At 47.0% G+C, this 25,921-nt stretch carries 25 protein-coding genes, 1 pseudogene and 1 CRISPR repeat array; of the genes and pseudogenes, 4 read left to right on the forward strand and 22 right to left on the reverse strand.

Features of this window, described 5'->3' with window-relative positions:
* Nucleotides 1–450: 450 nt before the first annotated feature.
* Nucleotides 451–1,563: a tRNA pseudouridine(13) synthase TruD gene (truD, locus tag Q0101_RS03475; RefSeq protein WP_297942362.1), complete on the reverse strand. Its 1,113-nt coding sequence runs from the start codon at nt 1,561–1,563 to the stop codon at nt 451–453.
* 105 nt (nt 1,564–1,668) lie between these two features.
* Here truD and Q0101_RS03480 point away from each other — a divergent pair, with 105 nt between their 5' ends.
* Complete coding sequence (locus Q0101_RS03480; RefSeq protein ID WP_297942365.1) at nt 1,669–2,706, forward strand: hypothetical protein; 1,038 nt, start codon at nt 1,669–1,671, stop codon at nt 2,704–2,706.
* Nucleotides 2,707–2,881: 175 nt separating this feature from the next.
* Here the strand turns inward: Q0101_RS03480 and Q0101_RS03485 are convergent, their stop codons facing one another.
* Nucleotides 2,882–3,358: a hypothetical protein gene (locus tag Q0101_RS03485; protein WP_297942367.1), complete on the reverse strand. Its 477-nt coding sequence runs from the start codon at nt 3,356–3,358 to the stop codon at nt 2,882–2,884.
* A 91-nt stretch (nt 3,359–3,449) separates the two neighbouring features.
* Between Q0101_RS03485 and Q0101_RS03490 the strand changes: the two genes are divergently transcribed.
* On the forward strand, nt 3,450–3,584 hold the full coding sequence (locus tag Q0101_RS03490; RefSeq protein ID WP_297942368.1) for a hypothetical protein: 135 nt from the start codon (nt 3,450–3,452) through the stop codon (nt 3,582–3,584).
* A 251-nt stretch (nt 3,585–3,835) separates the two neighbouring features.
* Here the strand turns inward: Q0101_RS03490 and Q0101_RS03495 are convergent, their stop codons facing one another.
* The 6 genes from Q0101_RS03495 to Q0101_RS03520 are packed head-to-tail and all read right to left on the reverse strand — an operon-like array spanning nt 3,836 to nt 8,710.
* Nucleotides 3,836–4,522, reverse strand: a complete 687-nt coding sequence (locus Q0101_RS03495; RefSeq protein WP_297894348.1) for a 1-acyl-sn-glycerol-3-phosphate acyltransferase — start codon at nt 4,520–4,522, stop codon at nt 3,836–3,838.
* Entirely contained in the window at nt 4,503–5,795 is a 1,293-nt protein-coding gene (locus tag Q0101_RS03500) for an SH3 domain-containing protein (RefSeq protein WP_297942370.1), read from the reverse strand. The genes Q0101_RS03495 and Q0101_RS03500 overlap by 20 nt, the downstream gene beginning before the upstream one ends.
* Nucleotides 5,789–6,454, reverse strand: coding sequence for a phosphoribosylformylglycinamidine synthase subunit PurQ (gene purQ / locus Q0101_RS03505; RefSeq protein WP_297942373.1), 666 nt, complete (start codon nt 6,452–6,454; stop codon nt 5,789–5,791). The genes Q0101_RS03500 and purQ overlap by 7 nt, the downstream gene beginning before the upstream one ends.
* A complete protein-coding gene (gene purS, locus Q0101_RS03510) occupies nt 6,451–6,687 on the reverse strand; it encodes a phosphoribosylformylglycinamidine synthase subunit PurS (protein ID WP_297942375.1) in 237 nt (78 codons plus the stop codon). Before purS ends, purQ begins: the two co-directional genes overlap by 4 nt.
* A 3-nt stretch (nt 6,688–6,690) precedes the next feature.
* Nucleotides 6,691–7,410 (reverse strand): phosphoribosylaminoimidazolesuccinocarboxamide synthase, encoded by a 720-nt coding sequence (gene purC / locus Q0101_RS03515; RefSeq protein ID WP_297942377.1) that lies wholly within the window; start codon nt 7,408–7,410, stop codon nt 6,691–6,693.
* 10 nt (nt 7,411–7,420) lie between these two features.
* Nucleotides 7,421–8,710: a S41 family peptidase gene (locus Q0101_RS03520; protein ID WP_297942485.1), complete on the reverse strand. Its 1,290-nt coding sequence runs from the start codon at nt 8,708–8,710 to the stop codon at nt 7,421–7,423.
* 216 nt (nt 8,711–8,926) lie between these two features.
* Here Q0101_RS03520 and Q0101_RS03525 point away from each other — a divergent pair, with 216 nt between their 5' ends.
* Nucleotides 8,927–11,536: an AAA family ATPase gene (locus Q0101_RS03525; protein WP_297942378.1), complete on the forward strand. Its 2,610-nt coding sequence runs from the start codon at nt 8,927–8,929 to the stop codon at nt 11,534–11,536.
* Nucleotides 11,537–11,630: 94 nt separating this feature from the next.
* Nucleotides 11,631–11,984: direct repeats of the CRISPR family, unit length 30 nt; unit sequence GTAGAATTCCATCCCGTTGGGAATTGAAAC.
* 713 nt (nt 11,985–12,697) lie between these two features.
* Here the strand turns inward: Q0101_RS03525 and Q0101_RS03530 are convergent.
* From Q0101_RS03530 to dsbD, 14 genes and pseudogenes are all read right to left on the reverse strand, one after another.
* Nucleotides 12,698–12,925, reverse strand: a complete 228-nt coding sequence (locus Q0101_RS03530; protein WP_297942380.1) for a hypothetical protein — start codon at nt 12,923–12,925, stop codon at nt 12,698–12,700.
* Between the two features lie 285 nt (nt 12,926–13,210).
* Nucleotides 13,211–13,693, reverse strand: coding sequence for a hypothetical protein (locus tag Q0101_RS03535; RefSeq protein ID WP_297942382.1), 483 nt, complete (start codon nt 13,691–13,693; stop codon nt 13,211–13,213).
* A 388-nt stretch (nt 13,694–14,081) separates the two neighbouring features.
* A complete protein-coding gene (mrdA, locus tag Q0101_RS03540) occupies nt 14,082–15,902 on the reverse strand; it encodes a penicillin-binding protein 2 (RefSeq protein ID WP_297942385.1) in 1,821 nt (606 codons plus the stop codon).
* Entirely contained in the window at nt 15,899–16,387 is a 489-nt protein-coding gene (locus Q0101_RS03545; protein WP_297880117.1) for a hypothetical protein, read from the reverse strand. Before Q0101_RS03545 ends, mrdA begins: the two co-directional genes overlap by 4 nt.
* Nucleotides 16,354–17,175 (reverse strand): GNAT family N-acetyltransferase, encoded by an 822-nt coding sequence (locus Q0101_RS03550; protein WP_366939393.1) that lies wholly within the window; start codon nt 17,173–17,175, stop codon nt 16,354–16,356. The genes Q0101_RS03545 and Q0101_RS03550 overlap by 34 nt, the downstream gene beginning before the upstream one ends.
* A 799-nt stretch (nt 17,176–17,974) precedes the next feature.
* A pseudogene (locus tag Q0101_RS10690) lies at nt 17,975–18,187 on the reverse strand (GTPase); the annotation flags it as partial.
* Nucleotides 18,184–18,699, reverse strand: a complete 516-nt coding sequence (gene lptA, locus Q0101_RS03565; RefSeq protein ID WP_297942389.1) for a lipopolysaccharide transport periplasmic protein LptA — start codon at nt 18,697–18,699, stop codon at nt 18,184–18,186. The pseudogene Q0101_RS10690 and the gene lptA, both read right to left, overlap by 4 nt.
* Nucleotides 18,663–19,196, reverse strand: coding sequence for an LPS export ABC transporter periplasmic protein LptC (lptC, locus tag Q0101_RS03570; protein ID WP_297942391.1), 534 nt, complete (start codon nt 19,194–19,196; stop codon nt 18,663–18,665). Before lptC ends, lptA begins: the two co-directional genes overlap by 37 nt.
* A gap of 67 nt (nt 19,197–19,263) precedes the next feature.
* Entirely contained in the window at nt 19,264–19,752 is a 489-nt protein-coding gene (locus tag Q0101_RS03575) for an HAD family hydrolase (protein WP_297942394.1), read from the reverse strand.
* An 86-nt stretch (nt 19,753–19,838) separates the two neighbouring features.
* Entirely contained in the window at nt 19,839–20,786 is a 948-nt protein-coding gene (locus Q0101_RS03580; RefSeq protein WP_297942395.1) for a substrate-binding domain-containing protein, read from the reverse strand.
* A gap of 1 nt (nt 20,787) precedes the next feature.
* A complete protein-coding gene (locus Q0101_RS03585) occupies nt 20,788–20,925 on the reverse strand; it encodes a hypothetical protein (protein WP_297896117.1) in 138 nt (45 codons plus the stop codon).
* A 7-nt stretch (nt 20,926–20,932) separates the two neighbouring features.
* Nucleotides 20,933–21,355, reverse strand: a complete 423-nt coding sequence (locus tag Q0101_RS03590; RefSeq protein ID WP_297942397.1) for a hypothetical protein — start codon at nt 21,353–21,355, stop codon at nt 20,933–20,935.
* 260 nt (nt 21,356–21,615) lie between these two features.
* Nucleotides 21,616–22,194 carry an imidazoleglycerol-phosphate dehydratase HisB gene (gene hisB, locus Q0101_RS03595; RefSeq protein WP_297942399.1) on the reverse strand — a complete coding sequence of 193 codons (579 nt, stop codon included), beginning with the start codon at nt 22,192–22,194 and terminating at the stop codon, nt 21,616–21,618.
* 48 nt (nt 22,195–22,242) lie between these two features.
* Nucleotides 22,243–24,216 (reverse strand): protein-disulfide reductase DsbD, encoded by a 1,974-nt coding sequence (gene dsbD, locus Q0101_RS03600; protein WP_297942401.1) that lies wholly within the window; start codon nt 24,214–24,216, stop codon nt 22,243–22,245.
* A 108-nt stretch (nt 24,217–24,324) separates the two neighbouring features.
* Between dsbD and ppk2 the strand changes: the two genes are divergently transcribed.
* Nucleotides 24,325–25,227: a polyphosphate kinase 2 gene (gene ppk2 / locus Q0101_RS03605; protein WP_297942403.1), complete on the forward strand. Its 903-nt coding sequence runs from the start codon at nt 24,325–24,327 to the stop codon at nt 25,225–25,227.
* The last annotated feature ends 694 nt before the right edge of the window (nt 25,228–25,921 follow it).

Here is a 25,921-nt window from a genome sequence, read left to right on the forward strand (position 1 = left end):
AACTTCAGGGCTCGCGGAATTTTACGGCGTGAGAGTGGAATTTTAGCGCCTAATCCGCGCCGCTGCGGAATTTCGGTGCGGCAAAACAGATCGTCGCGAAATAGAATTTTATAAAATTTCATCTACGGCCGAGCCGAATAAAATTTTAAATTTTAATTCTATGGCTTAGACAAAGCGGCGCGCTTTCTGCGATGAAATCTCACGAAATTTTATAAAATTTTTCTACCGCGCGAATTTAAATCCACGCAGCCAAGCTCTAAAATTCCGTAAAATTTCGCGCGATATGGCGTGGTTTGACGTGGAGCGTGGCGTGGCGTGAGCCCTATTCTGCAGCGCGGTGCAGTGCGCTACGACGTAGCCTAAATGTGGTGCGAACCTTACTCTACGGCGCGGTTTGACGTGGCATGACATGGGACGCGTGAGTCCTTACCCTACAGCGCGCGATGCGGCTCAATCCTCGTCTGTCGCGGCGCCCTCGAATATATCTCGGTGCAAAATTTCTTCCAAAACGACCGTCGCGTAAGAGCCTTTCGGCAGGTAAAAACTGAAGCTAAAATGCGCATTTTGCGCATCGTAGGCGTGCTGCACGCGCTCCATAAAGCTCCACGCAAATCTGCGCGAGCCGTTCATCTGTGCCTCAAACTCGCGAGCAGGCGCGAAAATTTCATCTTCAAATCTGCCGCCAAGCCCGCTAGCTCGCAGCTTAGCTCGCCCCGCGATAAGGCCTGCGCTCGTGATTTCTCGCCTCGCAAACCGCTCGCACTCAGCGCCAAGATCGTCACAGCCAAAAAACGCGCCGTGCGGGAAGTGTCCTAAAATCTCGCCTCTTAAAAGTTTAAAAAACTGCGGCTGAGCCGCGATCTCGCGCGCCTCCTCCTTGCTTAGTCCGTAAATTTTAGCAAACTCCCTAAGACTAAATTCCGCCGCAAATTTTGAAATTTCGACCCGCTTGCTAAGCCAGCAGTTAAAAAGCTCGCTCTGATAGGCGCTGATTAAAAAGTCGCGCATTTTGGGGTTTTTAAGCCGCCTCTGTCCGCGCAGCACCTCCTCGCCCTGAGCTGCGTTGTCGCCGAACTTGCCGAAGCGTTGATAGCCGAAGTAGTTCGCAAAGCCCTCGCGCTCTAGCGTATCTAGCGCGGCTGCGAGCTTGACGGCGTCGGGCGGTAGGACCTTTTTTAGGCGGATGAAAAAGTCGTTGCCCTTAAGATGGCCGATTTTAAGCTTGTTTTTGTGCCTTTGCGCGCTTAAAATTTTAAGGCTTTCGTGCGAAAATCCGCCCAGCGCGGGCTCAAATTTAGCTGGAATACTAACGTGCTGCGTCGTAAGGCCTTGTTTATCTTTAAGTCCCGCGTAGCCGAACTCGCGCATCTTAGCGCCCGTGTGTTCGCTTAAAATCCGCAACGCCTCGTGCGTGCTGATGCCCTTTTTTTGCAGCAGCAAAATGCAGTGCTCGCCCTCATTGCTAGGCTCGTAAAGCGGCACTTCGCGCACGACGAAATCGCTTGAGTTTTTACTAAAATGCGCATTTATCGGCGCGTGATTTAGGGTGTATAAATTTTTCATAGCCGGCCTTTGCGTTAATCTAAGGCGCAATTTTATAAAATTGAGCCTAAAAAACTCATTATTAAGGCAAATTCTAGTATCATTCGCCATAAAAAAGGATGAAAAATGCTTCAAATCAGGCTCTTTCGCTTCGATCCTCGCTGCGACGTCGCAAGCTACTTCAAGCCCTATGTTTATGAAAGCGCGCCCTTTGCCGATCTTGCGGCACTGCTTGACGACATCTGCGCGCACGATCCCTATTTTAGCGTGCAGGGAGTGAAATTTGTAAAAATTGGCGGCACCACCGTAAGCGTAAAAGAGCCGCTAGATACGCTTATAGCGCACTTTGGAAGCGAGCTAATCATCTCGCCTCTTAGCGAAAAAGAGTCGATTAAAGATCTGCGCTGCGAGCCGAGGGCGTTTTTGGATAAATTTAAAGCCTTTGAGAGCATCGCGGACGCTGCTGATTTCGAGTTTTACAAAAGCCTCGCGCCCTATTTTTACTCGACGAAAATCCCCGCATGCTCACGGGAGTTTTTGGGCAACAGCGCCTTTATCTTCGCGCACCGCCTGATGCAGACGCACCCGAGCGAGCGCATGAGGATTTTGGAGATCATCGAGCCGCAGATGGCGTATTTTACGAAGTGCAACGCCGTGGGGATGGAGTTTGACGACCGCGCGGCATACAGGGCGTTTTGCGATATTTTAAAATTTGAGCCTGCGCGCAGTAATAAAATTTTGAGCGCGCAGAGCATGGCGGAATTTGACGCAGCGGGCACGAAGCACGATTTTAGCGGCTTTAACGTCGCCGTGTGGTACGACGAGGCTGCGGAGGAGCTCGCTAGCAGGTTGGGCGCGCAGATCGTGCACTTTGGCTGCGAAGGCGCGCCGCTTGGAGCGCAGATATACGAGCGGGAGCGGGAGTGCGCGCTGCGGCTGGGGGGCGAAATTTTATTTGACGCGTTTGATAGCGGAAGCGATTTTTTGCTCCTAAATTCCAAGCTCGCGCTTGATTTTTTAGACGGCAAAAGCGATGAAATCCAAAGGCTTTTCGGTAGAGATCTCGCGGGCTTTTATATAATTACGACGGATGAGCTCATCGCTCTAGCTCGCGGCGAGAGGCCCGACTTTTCGGCGCGCAAACTAAAGCCGACGCTGATTTAAGAGGATGAGGTTTTAAAATTTATCCTATTGCGACGATAAAATTTTAAATCGACTCTATATTTATGATCGGTATAAAGCAAACAGTTTTCTTAATCGCAGGCGGTTTAATCATCTACTATTTCTTTAAATCAGCATTTGCTTGTTCTACCGTATAGCCCATATTTCATCCTTTACTTTAAATTTTTGATATAAAAGTTACTTGAATATTTTCTTTAGGGACAATAGACACTCCATCGCCATATTCATTTAGAATTTCTTTTAAAATATCTACAATCTCTTGCTTTGGTATATTCCCGATATCACTTCTTATGGATTCTAGCTCATAGATTATTTTAAACGGATTATCCGTAATTTTCGTACTAGTATTTTTGTTATGTATATTCCTTAAATCGATCTCTATATCTTTGCCTCTATAATGCAAAAGCCATATATCTTCACCGCTAAATTCCATATCTCTCGGATCTCCGATAGTGATACTGCACACTGAAAAAAGCCAAATACCTCTTTCTCGATCTATGCACCAGCTTCTTGAATTTAGAATAGCCCATTCCAGCTTAACTTGATGATACTTTTCACATATCTCATTGCACGGTTTTAGTAAATCGTATTTATCAATATCCTCTTTTGAAATACGCTCTGTAACAAACGCCATTCTCTCCTCCTTAAGAATTTAAAATTTTAAGACTGCTTGCGGGTTGCCGCCGTCTTTGCTCTTGCGACAAATCGTTTAGCCATTCGCACAAATGGCTAAATATACGCTAAGCTCTATCTTACAGCGCCGCGTAAATTTTAAAATTTCGCTTTTATACAGGCGCTGTTTTCTTGCCTATCTCTTGCCGATAACTCGCGTCTGCTTGGGTGAAATTTTTAAAATTTAGCCATTCGCCGCGCACATACCGCGTATGAAAACTCCATAATTCGCCGCTAAATTCCATTCACAGCCGCTCAAAATCGCGCGGGCTTGCGCATGGATAAAATTTTTAAATTCCATCGTCTGCACGAGCGGATGAAATTTATAAAAACTCCGCCGCTGCAAATCAAGGCGACGAATAAACGCGCTAGCGCACAGAAATCGCGCGAATTAACAAAAGTCGCGTTTGAATTTCATCGATAAATTTATGAATTCCGCCTATGCTTCGGCGGTTTCGTTTTCGTCGATTACGGCTTGCATCGCCTCTCTGGCGTGCTGCAGCCAATCTTTATCGCTCGTATCGAGCAGGTCTAGGTAGATGATTTTGACGTGTCCGCTGTGGACGGTGAAATCGTGAGAGTTTGCGATATGCTGCGTGCCGATGAGTACCACGGGCTGGACTCGCAGACCGAGCTTGCTAACGATCGCTTTAGCACCGCTTTGGAATTGCAAAAGCTGCGTGCCGCGATGTCTAGTGCCCTCGGGAAACATCGTGATGACGCGCCCTTCGCTCACGCGCTGCTGTACTTCGTGCACGATCCGCACCAGATCGCGCGGATTTGAGCGATCGACCTGGATCATCTTCGGAAGAGTGATGATTTTACCGATGATAGGGATGTCTGCGATCTCCTTTTTAGCGATCCAGCAGATATCGGCGGGATGGGTTTCTTCGAGCACGACGATATCCATTATGCTTTGGTGGTTGGCGATTACTAGCTGCGCGCGCGGATCGGGGGTACCTATGATCTGGATATCGTATCCAATACCATAGCGCTGGAAGCGCCCCCAAATGCGGCGGAAGCGGCGATGAGAGGAGTTTTTCACCGCCATGGCGATCACGACGCAAACGACGGTAAAAATAAACCAAATCGCATAAAATAACGCTCTAATCCTTGCTAAGCTCATCTTTTTTAACCCAGCCGATCTTGTTGCCACCCAGCATAATTTTATAAAATTCCTTATTCGTGCCTAAAATTTCAACCTTTTCGGGATTTTTAGTCACGTAAAACACGGTGGAGCTTTGCATAGGCAAAATTCTAACCGGGGAATTTTGCGCGATGCTGCCCGTGCCGTATGGCCTTTGCGCGTAGAAATTTACCGCCAAAATCAGCACCGCAAAGATGAGCGGCGTGATATTTTTACTAAGCAGAAACATCACCAAAAGCCCGGCTGCGAGTGTATAGATCGCGATCTGCTTATAGGCTTCGAACTTGCTTTCTTTCGGATTCAGACCGATCTGCGTGCTAAGATCCTCGGCGCGCGGATTAAGCTCAAGCCCGAAATTTTCAAATTTTTTAGTATTAAGATTAAAATAGCTGAAGTCTAAATTTGTGATATTTTTATCCACGACGGCGAAATAATATCCGCTCTGACTTGCGTATGTGCCGCGTACGGAGTCCACGCCCTGCTTGATAATGGCTGGATTATCGATGCTAAAAGCGCTGATTGCGCCGTTTCGGATACCAAGATCGAGCGTGAGTAAATTCGATGCGTCGTCAAATTTGGTAGTTTTGTAGTTTTTAAGTTTCAGCTCGTCGGCTACGATATGCGAAAAATTAGGCTTCGTGTCAAGCTTCATAAATTCCGGATTATCAGGTTTGATAGAGCTTTTTTCAAAGAATTCTCCGTTGCGCTGCAGCGTCAAAACGAGCTCATTGATTTTGTCGCTCTTATCGCTTGCTGCAAACCACAGCGTCGTCTCAAACATCTCGTCACCCTCAATCCACGTAAGATTGTCGGCATTAAGCCACTTCATACCATTGGTGCGGCTGATCTCTAGCTTTGGCTTAACGGTGATTTTCTGCCCCAAATATACGGCGAAATCAATCTTAAAAATTTGATTACAATACACCTTCCTAGGCATCCCGCTGGCTTTTAGCGTAAGCTCCTTGGGCTTAATGTCCTGATAGACCTTATCGTCGGATACGTCCAGATCGACTTCGTTAGTAGGCGCCAGAGCCTTAAGATCGTCGATGCTTAGATTATCCATCGACATAACCTCTTTTTTATTATACTTCAGCATCACCTTGGAATTATCGCGTGTCTGCGGCTCGTCGGGCTTATCCTCAGCTTTTTTCGGCGCGTATTTACTTAGATCGTCGAGCGAATCGATCTCAATCTCTGGCGCCGCAAAAGCGATCGCGCACACGCCCAGAATGGCAAAAAATTTTTTTAGCAAATTAAGCCTTTTAGCATTTTCTCTCCGTCCGTGCCGCCCAAAATAGGCTCTATCGCGCGCTCAGGATGCGGCATCAGGCCGAAAATCTTTTTGTTTTTATCACAAATCCCGGCGATTGCGTCCACTGAGCCGTTCGGATTTAGATCCGCGCCGTTTGCGTCGCAATATTTTAACAGCACGCAATCCTCGTCGTATAGCGACTTTAGCGTATCTGCAGGCGCATAGTAGTTGCCCTCGCCATGCGCGATCGGGATATTTAAAATTTCGCCCTTATCGCAACAGTGCAGAAATTTATTATCGTTTGAAACGACGCGCAGATGGTGGAATTTTGATATGAAGCTTAAATTTATATTTTTATTCATCGCGCCTGCGAGCAAGCCTAACTCCAAAAGCATCTGAAAGCCATTACAGATGCCTAAGATATAGCCGCCGCGCGCAGCATGAGCGAGAACCGCCTTCATCACCGGGCTAAATTTGGCAATAGCCGCCGTCCGCAGATAATCTCCGTGGCTAAAGCCGCCGGGAAGCACGATCAGATCGGCGTTTATGTCGGTTTCTTTATGCCAGATTATCTGCGTTTCGCAACCCAGCGCGTCAAAGGCGTATTTGCTGTCGCGCTCGCAGTTGGTGCCGGGGAAATTTACGATCGCTACCTTCATATCACGATCTCGTAGTCTTCGATGACGGTATTTGCCAAAATTTCATCGCACATCTTGGCAACTTCGGCATAAATTTTATCCCTATCCTCGTCATCTAGCTCAAGGACAATCTGTTTGGCTACGCGCACATCTCGCACACCGCTAAATCCAAGCGAAGCGAGGGCGTGTTTGACCGCCTTGCCCTGCGGATCGAGCACGCCCTCTTTAAGTCTTACGTTTACGATCACCTTCATCGCTTATCCTAAAATTCTACGCAAGACCTCTTCGTAGGCCACTTTTACGCTACCGAGATCCTGTCTGAATACGTCCTTATCGAGCTTTTTGTCGGTTTGTTTGTCCCAAAAGCGGCAGCTATCGGGGCTGATCTCATCTGCAAGCAGGATATTGCCGTCCTTATCTCTGCCAAGCTCGATTTTGAAATCCACGAGCTTTAAATTTCGCTCATCGAAAAATTTAATCAAGATTTCATTGATCTTGCGCGCGATCTTTTTGAGCTCGTCAAGCTCGCTTTGGCTCTTTACGGCGCCAAGCAGCAAGCAATGCTCGTCGTTTAGGATCGGATCGCCCAGCTCGTCGTCTTTATAGCAAAACTCCACCAGCGTAAACGGAAGCTTCGTGCCCTCTTTGATGCCTAGGCGCTTTGTAAGCGAGCCGGTGGCGATATTGCGAGCGATGATCTCCAGAGGGAAAATTTTACATTTTTTCACGAGCTGCTCGGTCGGACTGATCGTATCAACAAGCGCGGTGGCGATGCCGTGCTTTTTAAGCAAATCAAAAATCAGCGTCGAAATTTTACAATTCAGCGCGCCTTTGCCGCTCTCTTCGGCTTTTTTGACGCCGTTAAACGCCGTCAGCGAATCTTTAAATTCCGAGATTAAAAGGTCGTCACTTTCGTTAACCGACCACATCTTTTTGCCCTTGCCTTCGTAGATAAGCTCTTTTTTGGTAGCTTGCATCACACTCTCCTTACTTGATGTTTAGAATTTTTATCGCGTCTATTGCGGTTTTTAACTGGATATCGTTATTAATCTGCTCCGCTGTGATGAAACTTTTCTCATCCTTTTTCTGAGCATCTTTTTTCTTGGTCTCGACCTTGGCTAACTCACCTTGCAGGTGCTTTTTAAGATCAGCTTCTTTTAGCGAAAATTCATCCTCGTCGCGGCTCGGCACCTTGCCCGGCGCCACTATGAGATCAGGCGTCACGCCCACCGCTTGGATAGTGCGGCCGCTTGATAGATAGTAACGCGCTATGGTTAGTCGCAAGGCTTCTTTATCCTCGATCGGGAGGATCACCTGCACGCTTCCCTTACCAAAAGTTTTTTCACCAACCAACACGGCGCGCTTTAGATCCTGAAGCGAGCCGCTTACGATCTCGCTCGCGCTTGCGCTGCCGCCATTAACCAAAACCACAAGCGGTAGATCGGTGATCTTCTTTTTAGGATCGGCGTTATGCGCCTCGGTTTCGTTTTTCGCACGCCCTTTTTGAGAGACGATAAGCCCTTTGCTGACGAATAAATTCACAAGCCCAATCGCCTGATCCAAAAGCCCGCCCGGGTTGTTTCGCAGATCCAAAATAATGCCCTTGGCGTCTCTATGCTCTTTTATAAATTTGCTCGCGTCCGCCACCACGTGCTGATCGAAATTTGTAACGCGCAGATATAAAATTTTATCATCCTCGATCATCTTGGCGTAAACCGATTCCACTTTGATTATGTCGCGGATAATCTCGACGTCGAAAGGCTTGCTAACACCTTTGCGCACGATCGTTAGAGTGATTTTAGTTTTCGGCTTACCGCGCATTTTTGAGACCGCATCGTCGATCGTGATGCCGAAGGTCGCGTTGCCGTCGATACGCAAGATCACATCGTTAGCCTGAATGCCCTTTTTATCGGCAGGAGTCCCCTCGATAGGCGAGATGACGGTCAGAGCGCCGTCTTTCATACCCACCTGAATTCCAAGCCCACCGAACTCGCCCTCAGTCTGGACTTTCGTATCGTTAAACGCCTTTTCGTCCATATAGCTTGAGTGCGCGTCGAGGTTATTCATAAGCCCCGAGATCGTCTTGTCCACAAGCTCCGAGAATGTCATCTCATCAACATAATTGTTTTCGACGATCGCAAGCGTTTTGGTAAGCTTAGCTAGCGCCTCCAGACGCGTTTTTTCGCTGTCTGGTTTTTTAGTCGCATTGACCTCTCTGGCTTGTAAATTTCCGGTAAAAAAACTAACGCCTAAAAATAGAGAAAATATGAATCCCAAGCCGAAAAAGAGGTGTTTTTGTCGCAAAGTTTATCCTTGAAAGTAAAATGGAGTGAATTTTATAGAAAATTGGCTAAAAATAAGGTAAATTTCATACGAAATTTGCGCGTTTACGAATAAATTTAAGCCGAAAATTTTAAAATCTCACTAAAAAACCTTGACATAAACACACTAAAGTTATATAATGCGATCAACTTCAACTTTAGGAGAAAATTTATGAACGAAACTATTGAAATTCTAACCGACAAAATGCGCTCTTTGCTCGAAAGCAGCGTTTCTTTGGCGATCCATTCCAAAAATAGCGAAGTGGGCGTATTGCACATGCTTTGGGCTTTGGTAGCCGACAGCGGCTCGGTGCTAAATCAAATTTTTAATAAATTTAGTATCGAAAAGACCGCAGTCGAGCTCGAGATCAAAAGCGAAATTTCAAATTTGCCGACCAGCTCAAACGTCACGAAGGAAAACGTGCGTATTTCGCGCGAGCTGATGAACTCGCTAGAGCTCGCAAAGGGGCTGATGACGAGCTCTGGCGATAAATTTATCGCCGTAGACACCTGGCTGATCGCAAATTTAAACGCAGATCCGCTAAAGAAAATTCTGTCTAAATTTGCAGATCTTAGCGAGATCAAAAAGGAGCTTGAGGCGCTTCGCGGCGGCAAAAGTATCGATTCGCAAACCGCCGACGAGACGCTTGAGGCGCTTAGTAAATTCGGCGTTGATCTCACCGCTAAGGCAATCGCGGGCGAGCTCGATCCGGTCATCGGCCGCGACGAGGTGATCTCGCGAATGATGCAAATTTTAATCCGTAAGACGAAAAACAACCCTATCCTACTCGGGGAGCCGGGCGTGGGAAAAACCGCGGTCGTCGAGGGTCTTGCTCAGCTGATCGCAAAAAAAGAGGTACCGCTCAGCCTACAAAACAAACGCGTCATCGCGCTTGATATGAGTGCGCTGATTGCGGGCGCGAAGTACCGCGGCGAGTTTGAAGATAGGCTCAAAGCCGTCATAAACGAGGTCGTAAAAGCCGCGAATGTCGTGCTTTTCATCGATGAAATTCACACCATCGTAGGCGCAGGCGCAAGCGAAGGCTCTATGGATGCCGCCAATATCCTAAAGCCCGCCCTTGCGCGCGGCGAACTGCACGCAATCGGCGCTACGACGCTGAAAGAGTACCGAAAGTATTTTGAAAAAGACGCTGCGCTTCAGCGCCGCTTCCAGCCCGTGACGGTCGCGGAACCTAGCGTGAGCGAGGCTACGGCGATCCTGCGCGGCATAAAGGAGCGGCTAGAGGTGCATCACAACGTCACCATCACTGATAGCGCGCTTGTGGCGGCTGCAAGGCTAAGCGACCGCTACATCAGCGATCGATTTCTGCCCGATAAGGCGATCGATCTCATTGACGAAGCGGCGGCGGAGCTTAAAATGCAGATCGAAAGCGAGCCAAACGAGCTTGCCAAGGCCAAGCGCGACATCCTCACGCTTCAGGTCGAAAAGGAAGCCCTTAAGATGGAGGATGACGGCAAAAACGACGAGAGGCTCGCGCAGATCGATAAAGAGATCGAAAATTTAACCGAGCAGAAAAACGCGCTTCAGGCTAAATTTGAAAACGAAAAGTCCGTATTCGGCGGCATCAGCGAGGAGAAAAAAGCAATCGATAGCCTTAAAAACGAAGCTAGCCTAGCAAGACGCAACGGCGATCTTAGCAAGGCCGCCGAGATCGAATACGGCAAGATCCCCGCCGCGCAGGCAAAGGTCAAGGAGCTTGAGGCGAAATGGGACGCGATGAAAGAAAACGGCGTGCTTTTGCGAAACCGCGTGGACGAAGAGAGCGTGGCTGAAATTTTAAGCAAATGGACGGGCATCTCGGTAAGCAAAATGCTCTCCTCCGAAAAGGAGAAATTCCTCCACATCGAGGAGCATCTAAAAGAGAGCGTCGTGGGGCAGGATGAGGCGTTGCACGCCATCGCTCGCGCCGTCAAGCGCAACAAAGCGGGACTCGTAAACGAAAACCGCCCGATCGGAAGCTTTTTGTTTCTAGGCCCTACCGGCGTCGGCAAGACCGAGAGCGCAAAGAGTTTAGCGAGGTTTTTATTCGACGATGAGCGAGCGATGATCCGCTTTGATATGAGCGAGTATATGGAAAAACACAGCGTTTCGCGCTTGCTCGGCGCGCCTCCTGGATACGTGGGCTATGATGAGGGCGGACAGCTTACCGAAGCGGTGCGCAGAAAGCCCTACTCGGTACTGCTTTTTGATGAGATCGAAAAGGCGCACAAGGACGTTTTTAACATCCTGCTTGGAATTTTAGACGACGGACGCGCGACCGACAACAAGGGCGTTACGGTCGATTTCAAAAACACGATCATCATCCTAACGAGCAATATCGGCTCGGCTAAGATTATGGAGCTTGACGCCAAAAATGCAGACAAGCCGCGCGAAATCGCGCTTGCCGAGCGAGAGGAAGCGGTAAAGAGCGAGCTGAAGAATTATTTCAAGCCCGAATTTATCAACCGCTTGGACGATATCGTGATCTTCAATGCCCTAAGCGAAGACGATCTTATAAAAATCGTGGGCATTATGTTTAAGAGTCTGCAAAAAACGCTCGCAAATCGCGGTATTAACGCGAGCCTAAGCGAAAATGCCAAAAAGCTCATTGCCTCGGCGGGCTTTGATATCGAATACGGCGCGAGGCCGCTGCGCAGGGCGCTTTACGATCTAGTGGAGGACAAGATCGCCGATATGATCCTAAGCGACGAGATCAAAACGGGCGATCGGATCGAAATCGGCGCGCATGACGGCGAAATCGAAATAAAGAGAGTGAAGTAAAACTCGGCGGAATTTATCCTGCGGGGTAAATTCCGCGCTTCGGTGGAGTAAATTTGGCGAGGTGAATCTAAAACACTTTATTAATATAAATTGGGCGAATAATCTTCTCCTTAGGAATTGAAACTTGGTATTTTGCGCCATGATAGGATCGGCGCATAGTAGAATTCCATCCCGTTGGGAATTGAAACTATTGCTTCTCATTCATCTTAAAATTGACCTTGAGTAGAATTCCATCCCGTTGGGAATTGAAACAGGCAGATGTGTCAAGGCGAGAGGACTTAACCTCTGGTAGAATTCCATCCCGTTGGGAATTGAAACTTAAAGCACTCACTCGACGGAGATACTGTGTTTGAGTAGAATTCCATCCCGTTGGGAATTGAAACCTGCTGGATACCGACCCGCAAAAGTCGATCGCCACGTAGAATTCCATCCCGTTGGGAATTGAAATACTCTATTTAAAATCTCATTTTCCCTCTCCCATAGTAGCATTCTATAGAATTTAGAGCCAAATTCTGCCTGATAAAATTTTTATCAAATTAAATTCTAGACTTGAAGTTTTAAAATTTTATCGAGCAGGGTTCCGCATCCCAGAGCTTAGAATTTTAAATTTAAGAAGCAGCGACTTCAAGCTGCGTGATTCAAAACACGAGGATTTTAGATTATAAAATTTAAAAAGGCGGGCAGGATTAGAATTTTAAAATTCGAAGTCGATGATCGAAATTCCAAACCTCGAAACTTAAAATTTTAAATCTGAAACGGAGGTAAATTTTAAGATTATTTCAAAATTTACCCCTTTTAAATTTCCATTTCTCAAGCTCTATTCGTTAAATTTTACGTATTAATTTACGCAAAATTTAGCTAAAAAGATGGTCTCATAAACTTATCCACATTAAATTTTATCTCTTCTTTTTAGAATAAAAACCGTTGCAGACGCGATTATTAGCGATGATAAAGCGCTTATAATCATTATGTTAAAATTAAAATTTGAGCGATCAAACAGATGACCCAACCAAGTCAAATCGGCTCTTGTTAGGATTATCACAGCTAGCGAATAAGTATAAAATAGACTTATAAAAAATGTAGATGCACCGGATATTTTATCTAGCAGAATAAAAGCCTTTATTTTGGAAAATGCAAAGCAGCAGATGATTAGAGGCAAAATCACCGTCGCGCAAAATAGATACATATCATAGCGCCGAAAATATCGCTTTCCCTATCGCTCGCCTCTTCGTGCCACGTTAGTTCAAAAGCTTTTAAAACGATAGAAAACGGATGCGCGATATCATAACCTCTATATTCCGCCAAAAAAACCGCATCTATGCTGGCAAATATAACGCCCAAGCAGTCTATAGTAAAAATGGGCAAGGCGATCCAGAATAAAATCCTCACCCTTTTGGCTCAAAACATTTTTTAATGAACTCTTTTATCACCCTAGCCCCTAATTTATAGCTTTTAAGATCAATTTGAATTTTATATCGCGTTCATTTTGGCACTTTCAAAACTCTTTGTCATGATCTCTCATCAAATTTAAGCCTTGGCTGCGCTAAATTTTAAAATTTACCGAGCTGAATTCTGATCGGATAAAAAACTATTTATCCTTTTTCTTGCATCTATAAGCGTGACTTTATAATTTTCACCTTGCTTATTGTTCTCGCGTCATTTTTTTATCCTTTCTCAATCGTGTAAAAATGTTACAATCTGGTGTTCTTTTGGTAGAAATTTTCTACCGCCAATTCCACGACTACCATATTCTTTTAAAGCCTCATTCAAGACGCCATAAAGTTCATCTAACAAAATTCCGTCAATACTAGAATTTATATTTTCTAGCTTATATTTGATAAAAAATGGATTATCGACTAGCATTTTACTTGTGGTTTCGTCATAGACCCGTCTAATATCAAGCTCGATTTCTCTACCTTTATAATAAAGCAACCAAATCATCTCTCCGGTATATCCGTCTCTTGGATCAGGCAGATGCGAGCTACAAACAAAAATAAGCCAAATATCTCTTTGCCTGTCTATGACCCAATTCAACCACTTTATTTGATAGGGTTTTTGTGGATTATAATGATATTTTGCCAAGCACTGATCTACACGATTTATAATATCATATTTCTCCAAGTCCTCTTTCGAAATATATTCCGCAACAAACGCCATTCTCGACTCCTTAAAATTTAATTCTCGGATTATACCACGATATATTTATATCCGCCTGCGCGCTAATATATAATGTATTTAAAATTTAAAATCGCTTTGCCCTACCCAATTTCAAGGTCTTTTGCTACTCTAAATTTTAAAATTTAAAATCTGCGAAGGACGGGTAAAATTCTAAATTTCAAAGCCTCCGCACCGCTTGGAATTTCAAACTCGCAATAGCAAGATAAAATTCTATACCTCTAACCTACATGAAATTTTAAAATTTCAGACTTACGGAAGCGGGGTAAATTTCAAAATTTAAAGCCCGCAAAGGCTTTCTAAATTTTAAAATTTAAAGCAAGCAAAGCACGAGTAGAATTCTAAAATTTTATAATTTTAAAATTCTACTCTACTTCGTTTTCTTTGCGCTGTCTTTGCTAGTCGTTGCGTTGGCGTCGATGTAGCCCATCTGGACGAGCTTTTCGTAGATTTGCATTATCACGGGACCTGCCGCGCTTCCGCCTCCGCCGCCGTGTTCTACGAGCACGGTTACGGCATATTGCGGCTTGTCGTAAGGACCAAAGCTCGTCATCCAAGCGTGCGAGCGGTGGAAGTAGTCCATATCGGCTTCTTTCATTCGCTTTTTGGTGGTCTGCGAGATGCCTACGACCTGCGCGGTGCCGGTCTTGACCGCTAGAGGGACTACTGCGGTATGGATGAGCTTGTAGGCAGTGCCTCCGTCAGGGTTGTTGCCGACCTCATACATACCGCGTCGCACGAGCGGCAGCTGCGCCTTTTCTTTCGGCGTGAAAAGCTCGGTAGGGGCAAATTCCACCGGCTTGCCGTCGATGCTTTTTAAAAAATGCGGCGTGATAGCCTTGCCTGCGGCGATCTGAGCGGTGTTTTTAGCCACCTGCATAGGGGTGACGAGCACGTCGCCCTGGCCGATCGAGGCATTGACCGTCTCGCCCTGATACCACGCGCGCTTAAATTTCTGCATTTTCCAGGCCTTATTAGGCATCGTGCCTACAAACTCATTGGGCAGATCGACGCCCGTTTTGCTACCAAAACCCATGCGCTGCAGATACGCGGACATATAGTCGATCCCCACCAGCAGTGAGCCTTCGTAAAAATACACGTCGCAGCTGCCCTTGATCGCCTCTACTAGGCTTACGCGGCCGTGACCCCAACTCTTCCAGCAGCGAAATTTTCGCCCTCCAAGCTCTATCGCGCCGCTGCAAAACACGCTCCAATTTTCGTTGATCTTGCCGCTGTTTAAAAAGCTCATCCCCACTGCCATCTTGATTACAGAGCCCGGCGGATAGAGGCCGTTTACGAGCTTATTCGTAAACGGATGGCGCGGGTCTTTTATCAGCTCGTCCCACTGCGCCTGTGAAATTCCGCCCACGAAGGTGTTCAGATCATACTCGGGAAAGCTGCCCGCCGCGATGATAGCGCCGTCGCGCAGATCCATCACGATCGCTACGCCGTCTTTATCTTTAAAAATTTCCTCGAGGTATTTTTGCAGCTCAAGATCGATGGTAAGAGAAATTTCGCTGCTGCTGGGCTCCTGCATCGAGATCTCCTCTACGACCTGATTTAGCGCCGTAACCTTCGTCTTGCGCTCGCCCTTGCTGCCCTGCAAAAGCTCGTTATAATACCCCTCGACGCCGCTTCTGCCGTTGTATCCGGTAAGCGCGCTTAGGGGGTTACTTTGGATATCCTTTTTATTGGCGCGGCCTACGTAGCCGATGATGTGCGAGGCAAGCGCGCCGTAAGGATAGAAGCGCTGCGAAGCGGGCGAAATTTTGATATTTTCGTGCAGGCTCAAGCTCGCGAAATGCTCTATCGTGGCGTTGTAGTCCAGAAACGGCACGACTTCGATAAAATCTTGGTTGTAAGCGGAATTTGCGTCCTTGTAGCTCTTGCTCATCGCGGTGACATTGAGATCTTTGAAGTAGCGCGAGATATTATTTAGCTCGCTTTGCAGCGCGTCGTCTTTTAGATGCGGCGCGATGGATAGCGAAAAGCCGAGATTGTTTATCGCGAGCGGGCGGCCTTTGGCGTCTAAAATTTGACCGCGCACCGGCGGGATGTATTCGGTGGAGATGACATTGTTTTTGGCGACCTGCTCGTAGAATTCGTTTGATTTGATCGAAAGATAATAAATTCTAACCAAAAGCATGCTAAAAAATAGTATCACGAATACGAATACAAACTTCAGCCTCATACCAGCCGCCCCTTAAAAAAGAGCAGAGCAAGCAAAATTTCAATCACGATGTAATTTAAATACTCGCCGCTTAGTGGCAGATACTCGCTCTTTTTGATCGCAGAGATCGCGTTGCTCACCACAAAGACCAAAACATAGCTAATCATCACGTAAAAGCAGATCAAAAAATTTCTAAATTTAATATATTTAAACGAGTTTTCATAGACCACGAAATAAAATATACAATACGCGATAGCCACGCTAAATAGGTTAAATCCGTGGATCTGCTCGGCGCAAAACAGATAAAAAATAGAGAAAAACCAGGTAAAGCCGAACTTTTTAAATTTTACGTCGTTTTCATATTTTTGCACCACCATCGCCGTGAAAAAAAATCCAATCAGTGGCGGCAGCCCCCTATACACCGCACTTAGAAGCAGGTAGAAAAGAACTCCCGCGCTAAAAAGCGTGTCCGCTATAAGGTATAGATAAGTGCGATTTCGTTGCATACCGGAAACTTTTTACATTTAATACAATCGGCCCAAATTTTTTGCGCGGGTAGCTCATCCTTTGGGATTTCGGTAAACCCCAGCCGCTCGAAAAATTCCTTTTGATAGGTGAGTGTAAATACGCTTTTTAGCCCGTAAAATTTCGCTTCACCGAGCAGCTCGTTTACGATAGCTCTGGCAATGCCCTGCCTGCGAAACTGCGGAGCGACGATGAGCGAGCGTACCTCGGCAAGATCGGCGTTAAAAATTTTAAGCGAAGCAAAGCCCGCTAAAATTTCGGCATTTTTTACGGACTGCGATTCGCAGGGCTGCGAACGTTCGGTTTGAAAAACGCTCGCTTCTTGCGAATATTCGCTCCGTAAAATTTGCTCTTTGCCCGCTTGCGCGCGCCCCACCTCGGATACGGCCTGTGCTTCGCTTTGCGGCGTAGCTCGTTGCGGCGCAAAATTACCCGCAGCATTTTCGGCGGAATTTTCAGTAGAATTTTTGGCAAAATTTGCGGCGGAGCTTTGAATTAAATTTAAATCGGCATTGCGCGCTAAATTTAAATCGGAATTCCTGGCTAAATTTGAATCGGAATTTTGTTTAGAATCAAAACTCAAATTTTCCTTGGAATCAAAACTCCTATCCGCCTTAGAATCACAACCGAACGCCAGCACGTATGAGCGGATATTGGCAGCTATCTCATCGCTTTCAAGCGGCAAGATCACGCCGTTTTGCACCTCCTCTTTTACGAGCTCCTGCATACGCGAAATGTCGCAAAGGCGCGCTTTTTTTAGCCGTATCATCTAAAATTTTCCCTAATCTTCGCGCAATTTTCGCGGTGCATTTTATATCCGCTAAATTTAATTATTTTGAAATTCTGCGCCGCGAAATTTTGAGTATTTAAATTTAGAAATTTCATAATCCAAACGCCCTGCGCACGATGATCTCGCGCGCTTTTTGCAGCCCGCCGCCCTTTAGCGTAGAGACCAAAATCGCCTGCGGATCGTGCCTCAAAAGCTTTGCGCGCTCGCTTTGGTTGAGCTTGTCGGCTTTGGTGTAGAGCCTCACGACCTTTTGATCGCCGCGCAGAAAACTAGCGAGATAGTTTTGCAAATTTTTATCTATCGTAAGATCAAACTGCCTCGCGTCGATGAGATGGACGAAAAGCTTGATATTTAGGCGTTCTTTGATAAATTCGTCGAGATTTTTTTGCCAGATATAATGCAGTTTTTTAGAAACCTTAGCGTATCCAAACCCCGGCAGATCCACGAAGATCAAAGAGATATTTTCCCCCAAGCTAGCAAGATCCGAAAAGGCGGGGTTGCCCGCTAAGCTTAGCGCGGATCTACCTGTAAAATTTAATTCGGAGTTTTGCGCGGAATTCAGCGCGAAACCCGCCGCAAGATCTGTCTCGCGATCCGATCTAAAATCCGCCGAGGCGCTTTTTAAATTTAAAACGAAATCTTGCTTTAAATTTCGCTCAGACACCGCAGCGTCCGCGCGATCTTGCGCGCAATTTGCAGCCAAGCTTAAAGCCTCTTTGCTTGCTAGATCGGGCGACGTTTCATTTTGCGAGCCGTCCGCGCTTGCGGCAAGTTTTTGTTTAAATTTAACTTCGAAAAAATTTATCAGCTGCGTTTTACCAGGCGTCGAGCTTGATTTGGCTAGATTTTTGCGCCCGGTAAGCGCGTTTATCAGGCTGCTTTTGCCGACGTTGGAACGCCCCAAAAACGCCACTTCGCTCATCGCAAACTCGGGCGCACCCGTGATATTTGCGGCGGAGGTGATAAACTGCGCGCTGCTAGGATAGATCATTTGTTTTGATCTTCTATCTGAAAGATCAGACGCACGGGCTTTTTCTCGCCGCCGCCGCTTTTTACTTCGTAGGTGCCTTTTTGGCGATTTACGATGATCTTATCGCCGTAAACCTCCTTTTTAGTCTCGGCCTCGTGCAGATAGGCGTTATTTTCGAGCGTGTAGGCCTCGATAGTCGGATCGTAGGTCAGCACGCCGCCCTTGCCGTCGTAATGCTTCTGATTGAGTAAAATTTTAAAATTTGCGTTTCCGATCGCGACATATTTAGTAGGCTGGCGTTTGGCGTCGAAGTAGATCGTCACTTTGTCGGAATTTAGCGTATCATAAGCGCCCTTTTTGATACGGACGTTGCCCGTCAGCACGCTGATCTGCTTGATCTCGTCGGCGAAAAAATTATCCGCCGTGACCTCGACCTGCTCCTGCGCGGCGCTAAGAGTAGTCGCGCCAAAGCCCGCAATTAGCGCGGCTGCGAATATTAGTTTGTGGAGTTTTGATCTTTTATTAAATACCATGCGTGGATTCCTTTTGAGTTTGTTTGTTTGGTTTTGGTGTCGTAGCTGATGCTTGCGCCCGTAATGCGGTCGCCGCCTTGGCGCAACACGTACGGCACGTCGGAGCGGACGATCTTGCTGCTCGTATCGTAGATGATCTCCTGCGCCGTGTAATCAAAGCCTCTACTGTTTACGTAATGCGCGTCGCCGTTAAATTTTATCAGCTCGCCGGCGCGCGTCGCGGTTTTTGAAACCAAGGTGTGATTCAGATCCGCGCCAATCTCCTCGGCTTTGAAATTTTTAAACTCGTCGCGATCCTTATAGCGCGTGCCGCTCTCAGCGGTAAATTTAGCATCCACGCGCTCGCCGATCTGATAATCGACGATCTTTTTCATCTCCATATTCGCAATGCTTAGATCCTGCCTAAACATATCGCTAAAATACGGCGTCTGCACGCTTAGAAACACCATCGCGACGCAAAAGATCGCAATCGCGACGTAGAAAATTTTTATCACCATCGCTCGGTCCTCTTTGATCTGCGCGGAATTTCGCCTCTTGCAGGCATTCTCACGCGCGCTTGCAAAACTACAGCCATTTGCTATTCCACTCTTCGCGCATGCCGTTTTTATCGACGAGTATTTCGATCATCTCGCGCACCGCGCCGCAGCCGCCGTTTTTGCTTAGCGCGATGTCCGCTTTTAGCGAGCTTAGCGCATCGGCGGGCTTGAAGCTGATCGCGACCGCATTTAAAAGCTTCGCGTCGTTTATATCATCGCCGATCGCGGCGGCCTCATCGAAGCTTAGATTAAAATTTTTTAAAATTTGCTCCGCCCTTGCGAACTTGTCTTTTTCGCCTTGAAAGAGCGTATCGATCTTTAGCTCGCGCGCACGGTTTGCGACGATTTGCGAGCTTTTGCCGGTGATGATCGCGACCTTTAGCCCCAGCCGTTGCCACTCCTGGATGCCGAATCCGTCTTTTACGTTAAATTTCTTCATCTCTTCGCCGCTATTTGAATGGTACAGCCCGCCGTCGCTAAGGCAACCGTCTACGTCTAAAAATATGATCTTTATCACTTCGTTTTCCGTTTTTTGAAATTTTGTGATTTTAACGAAATTTGGCTGAATTTTTGGCAAACGCCGTATAAATTTAAGCTGCGATCTTAGCCTTTAATCGGCACGTAGCCGCTATTTTCGATGATGCTTTGCCCCTGCGGCGAAAGGATCCAATCTATCAAGATGCGGATATTTTCGTTTTTGTTGTTTTCATCGTAAACCGCGTAAATTTCGGCTACGAGCGGGTATTTGCGGCTAGAGATATTTTCTTTGTTCGGATACGCGCCGTTTAGGCTAAGCATCTTAACGCCGCCGTTTCGTACGATCCCCTCGACGTAGTATCGAAACGAAAAGCCGATCGCGCTGCCGAAAAAGCCCGTGATCTTGCGCTTAGGCTGCGTCTTGCCCATAAATTTCAAAAACGCGCTCTGGCTGCCGCTGCCCGCGTTTCGCTGCACGGCATCTATTCGCATGCGCTCTCCGCCGAGCTGCGACCAGTCGCTATATTGCCCCGAATAAATTCCTCGCACCTGATCCAAGCTTAAGCTTGAAACTTTGTTATTTGCATTTACGATAAAGACGAACGCCTCCAGCCCAATCGGCACGAAGCGCAAGTTTGCCCCCTTTTCGCGCGCATAATCAAGCTGCTGCTTCGAAGGGGCTGCGACGAAAATAAGATCCGCCTCGCCGTCGCTTATGGCCTTGTACGCGCCGCGGGTATTGCTAAATTTAAGCCTGCTAGCACTCGTGAAATTTTGCCCGTCAAATTCCACGCTTTCCTTCGGATAGCTCGCCGCGACGAATGCCGAAAAGACGGGATACAAAGCCGCTGCTCCGTCGATTATCGGCAGATCGCCGCTAAGTTTTAAGCTAGAGCTAACCCGCACGATCTGCGAGCCCTGCTCAAACGGCAGAAATTTATGCAGCTCGATCGATTTGGCCTGCATCTCGGCGCTGCTTTGATTTACGTATCGCTTCACGACGAGGCGGTAAAACGCAAAATCGAAAGCCGCTAAGATAAACACCAGAAAAATGGCGATAATTGCACGCTTCATCTTAGTTTCCGTTTGCGATATATGAGATGATCGAGCATTTGCTCTGCAGATACAGCGCCGCTGCGGTTAGCGCGCAAACGCTGATCGCCCACGCCGTAATTATTACTGCGATCGTTTTTTGAAAAATTTCATCGCTCATTTATGCCTCACATATGCGAAAGAGCGCTGTTAAGCAGCCATAAAAAGCCCATTAAGGCGGCTGAAAAGATTATGAATAAAAACGCAGAGAGAATCAGGAGATTTCTAATCTTTCTGCGCTGCTCGGGCGCGCTTTTAGCGGATTTAATAAATTTTATTAAATACACGATGAGGAAAATAAACGAAATTATCGGCAGCGCGATCAAAACCGAGATCGAGATAAATAGATCCGGCAGCCACTCAAAATATACCAGCGGAGTAAGGGTGCACAAAAACGCAATCGTCGAAATGATTAGAAATTTTCTATCTCTTTTATGGCGCTCCGGATCGTCTTTTGATCTGATAAATTTAATCAAACACACGATAAGCCAAACAAAGCAGATCAAAAACAGCACATTTAAAATCTCCATAAGCGATCCGAAATTATTCATCTTTTACCTTTAAATTTTAATATGCAAAGCGACATTTTAGCGCTCTGGCGGTACGAAATTTCATATAGCATAGTTCGTGGTTTTCGCGGCGGACGCAAATGCACCGCCAGCGTAAGCGATCTTAATAAAGCGGCGCGCTTTGCCAGAGCAATGGCGAAATTTTGCAAATTTCAAGCGGCGGCGAAAGTAAAATTTCAAACGTCGATAAAATTTCAAAACCGTGAATTGCCAAATTTACTAAATTTAGCGCGCATTTGCCGCTATAAAACGCCCTTGGTGCTAGGCACGCCGGCGCGCTCGTTGATACTTACGGCACGACGAAAAGCGACTGCGAACGCCTTAAATGCGGCTTCTGCTACGTGGTGCAGATTTTCGCCTCGGATCTGGCTTAGATGCAGCGTTAAATTTGCGTTAAAAGCCAGAGCGCGGAAAAATTCCTCCACTAGCTCGGCATCGAATTCGCCGATCTTGCCGCGCTTCAGGCTTGGGCAATCAAATACCAAAAACGCGCGGTTGGAAAAATCAAGCGCGGCGCTTACGGCGGCTTCGTCCATCACGACGACGCTATCGCCGAAGCGCTCGATGTTTTGCGCGGGATAGATCGCCTCTTTGATCGCGCTTCCGAGCACGATGCCGCAGTCCTCGACGCTGTGATGAAAATCGACCTGCAAATCGCCCTCGCAGCGCAGGTTCAGATCGATCCACGCGTGCTTGGCAAACGCGCTAAGCATATGATCGAAAAAACCGATGCCAGTTTGTATCTGCGCTGCGCCGCGCCCGTAAAGCTCCAGCTCAAGCTCGATTTTGGTCTCTTTCGTAGCCCTATTTTTGCTTATCATCGCGCAATCCTTAAAACTAAATTTTGTTTGAAATCTATCTAAATTTCACTAAATTTCGCTTAAAATCTCAGCCAGCTTTTCAGAATTTACACTGCCGATCTGGCGCAGGCTCGCAATCTCGGCGCCCTCTTTAAAAAACAGAATCGTAGGCGGGCCGAATACGTTGAAATGCGCTTTTATCGCCCTATTTTGCTCGCTATCTTCGCTAAGATCGATCTTAAAAAGGCTAAATTTATCAAGAGCGCCCGCAAGAGCGGGATCTGCGAACGCTCGCTCGCTCTGCTCGCAATTTTTGCACCAGCTAGCCCAAAAATCGACTATCACCGGCTTTTTGGAATTTTCTATTTCGCCCCGCAGCTGCGCAAGATCGCGCACAAACGAAAAATGCGCGCCGCTTAAATTTTTAGCGCGAGAAAATTCGCTCGCTTGCAAGCTCTCGCCGCCCAAGCCGCCGCTGGAATATCTCGTGCTTTGCGGGATCAAATTACCAAGCGGCCTGGAAAAATCTTTTGCGCCGCTGGCAAAGCCCGCGAGTAACAGCGCCGAATATAGCGCGATTACAAGGGCCAAAGCGCGCTTTATCCCGCCCGCGCCGCCGTCAAACAGTCCTAAAAATCCTGCGAAGATCGCGCCTAAAACCGCATAAATCAGCAGGCTTAAATTTTCGCCGATGAGCGTGCGCGAAATCCACACCGCCGTAAAAAGCAGCAAAAAGCCAAAAATTTTAGGCACCGCCTCCATCCAAGCTCCTGGTCTAGGTAGTGCGCCGCCGAGCCCCACCACAAGCAGTAGCGCGCCGCTTCCGAGTCCCAGCGCAAAAAGAGCCGCCGCACCTAGCAGGACATCGCCGCTGCCCGCAATGTAAACGAGCGCGCCCGCAAGCGGAGCGGATATGCACGGCGATACGACGAGCGCCGAGATAAGCCCCATCGAAAAAACTCCGATCAGGCCGCCAGCATTTTCGCTTTTGCTATTTAAGAAGCTTTGAAAGCGCGCAGGCAAGCGGATCTCATAAAATCCAAACATAGAAAACGCGAGCGCGGCGAATATGAGCGAGGTTAAAATCAGCGCGGGCGGAGTTTGCAGCAGGCCCTGTAAATTTTGCCCGAAAACCGCCACGAATGCCCCTAAAATCGCATACGAGCTCGCCATCCCGAAAATATACGCGAGACTTACGGCGAGGCTTTTTTTCGCGCTCGGCTTCGAGGAAGTTTTCGCCACGATGATCGACGAGAGGATCGGGATGAGCGGATAGACGCAAGGACTTAGCGAGAGCAGCACGCCGTAGCCGAAAAACAGCGCGATCGCGGCGATGAAGCTTTTGCCGCTAAGAACGTTTAAAATTTTATCCTGTTCGGAGATGGAATTTGCGCCGCGAGAAGTTTTTTGCGCGGAGGTTTCGTCGGAATTTAAAGCAGCGCTTTCCGCCGAGCTTGCCGCGGAATTTCCCACTACGTGAGAGTCCGCCATGGAATCTGTCTCTGCGCCCGCTGCTGTAGTATTGCTTTTAAAATTTACAGCCCCGCTCTGCGCGCTGTCTGCGGCAGAAATCTGCGCGAAATTTACGCCGCTTCGGTATCTTTTCAGCTCGGAGTTTGAAATTTTGCTGATCTCATAGCCCTCCACCACGCGCTTGAAGCTAAAGCCGAACTGCTGCGGCTGATAGCAAAAGCCCGACTTCGTGCAGCCCAAAAAATCGCCGTTAAGTACGAAATCATCGCTGTCTGCGGCATTTGCAAGCACGAGGCCCAAAGGCACGGCGATACTAAATTTGCCCTCGTAAATTTTATAATCCTTGTATTCGGTCGCGGCGGGCAAATTTATTAAATTCGTTACCTCCGCGCCGCCAATGAAAATTTTTATCTCGTTTTGATAGAGATAGACCCCGTCCGCGATATCAAAGCTTAGCGTTACGCCATCGCTTTGCGCCGCCGCGTTAAGCTTGAACGCATCGGAGGGTTTCAGGGGCTCGGCGCCCAAGCCTAAAAGAAGAAACGCTGCCAAAATAAGTGATCTGATCAAATTTTATCCTTTGAAATTTTTTCCTACATTCTAACGTAATAAGTATGAATTTATAGTGTAATATAAAGAACTTTTTTGTAAAATTCCTTAAAATTTTTAGGAGGCGATATGAGCAAAGAGATCAAAACCGAAACAGGCGAAATAGCACTGAAAGAGATAGAATTTAAAAGCTCAAAGTACGAAAAAATCTCGTTCAAAGACTACGAAACGCTGCTTGAAAGATATCAGATCGAGCTTTTGAAGCTGCAAAAATTCGTAAAAGAGAAGGGACTAAAAATTTTGATTTTGATGGAGGGACGCGACGCAGCGGGCAAAGGCGGCACGATAAAGCGTTTAACCGAGCATCTAAACCCGCGCGGATGCCGCATCGTGGCGCTCGAAAAGCCGAGCAACGTCGAAAAGACGCAGTGGTACTTTCAGCGCTACGTCGCGCACCTACCCAGCGGCGGCGAGATCACGATATTTGACCGCAGCTGGTACAACCGCGCGATGGTTGAGCCGGTGATGGGCTTTTGCACCCACGCCGAGCACAAAGATTTCCTGCGCCAAGTGCCTAAATTTGAGGAGCTTTTGGTAAGTGCGGGGGTAATTTTGTTTAAATTTTACTTCTCAGTCTCCAAAGAGGAGCAAAAAAGGCGCTTTGAATCGCGCCGTACCGACCCGCTGAAGCAGTACAAGCTTTCGCCGGTGGATGCGAGATCGCAGGAGCTGTGGAATCAATACACGCTCGCAAAATACTCGATGCTGCTCGCTTCGAATACCGAGTTTGCGCCGTGGACGATCCTAGATAGCAATGACAAAAAGATCGCGCGGCTAAACGCCTTCCGCTGCATCCTCTCGCGCATAGACTATCCTGAAAAGATCGATGCAAAGGAGCTTGCGGTGGATCCAAACCTCGTGCGAAACGGCGCCAGGGAGATAGTGCTAATGGAGGACAGCCAAAAAAGCGAGGCTTGGCGCAAGCTGGAAAGCCCCTCTCGTAAGAACAAGAAGGATAAGAAAAAGGGCTAAATCTTGCCAATGAAGATTACTCGCTAGGGAGGCTTGCTAGGAATTGCTTCATTAGGGATTTATTTCCTAATATATAGAAACGCATTAAATTCTATGATTGTGCACCTCAAGATTCTTTGAAATTCTATCTAATGGGATGGAATTCTACACAACGCCACGGGCTACGTGATGAAGTATATCACGTTTCAATTCCTAGTGGAATAGAAAATTCTACCTCGTCGCTTGCTTTTCTCTGCGGCTGTCGTCCATAGTTTCAATTCCCAACGGGAATTGAAATGCGAAACTCACATATCCCGCATTCACCGCCTTTCCGTAGAATTCTATTCCACTAGAAGTTGAAACGCTCTTTGTGCCGGCAGATATGGCTCGGCATAGGGTAGAATTCCATCTTGTTTGTAATTGCTGCCAGAACCGATCAAAAAATCAAATCCCAAAAGCTTCGATTATAAAATTTCATTCTATCCCGGTTTAAAAATTTAATGTGCCGATCGATAAGACACCTATTTGCGCAAGTCGGTTCATCTTTACGGCATAATATGCAAAATTTTATAAAATTTTATGTTTATTTTATGCAGTATTCTGTATAATTCACACGGATAAACGAAGTGTTTTGCTATTTTTACTTATGAATAACACGATTTTTATTCATTTTATACGATTTTATGTATAATTAACGAATAAATTTGTATAATTT

Source organism: uncultured Campylobacter sp. (assembly GCF_937921625.1).
Lineage (GTDB): Bacteria > Campylobacterota > Campylobacteria > Campylobacterales > Campylobacteraceae > Campylobacter_B.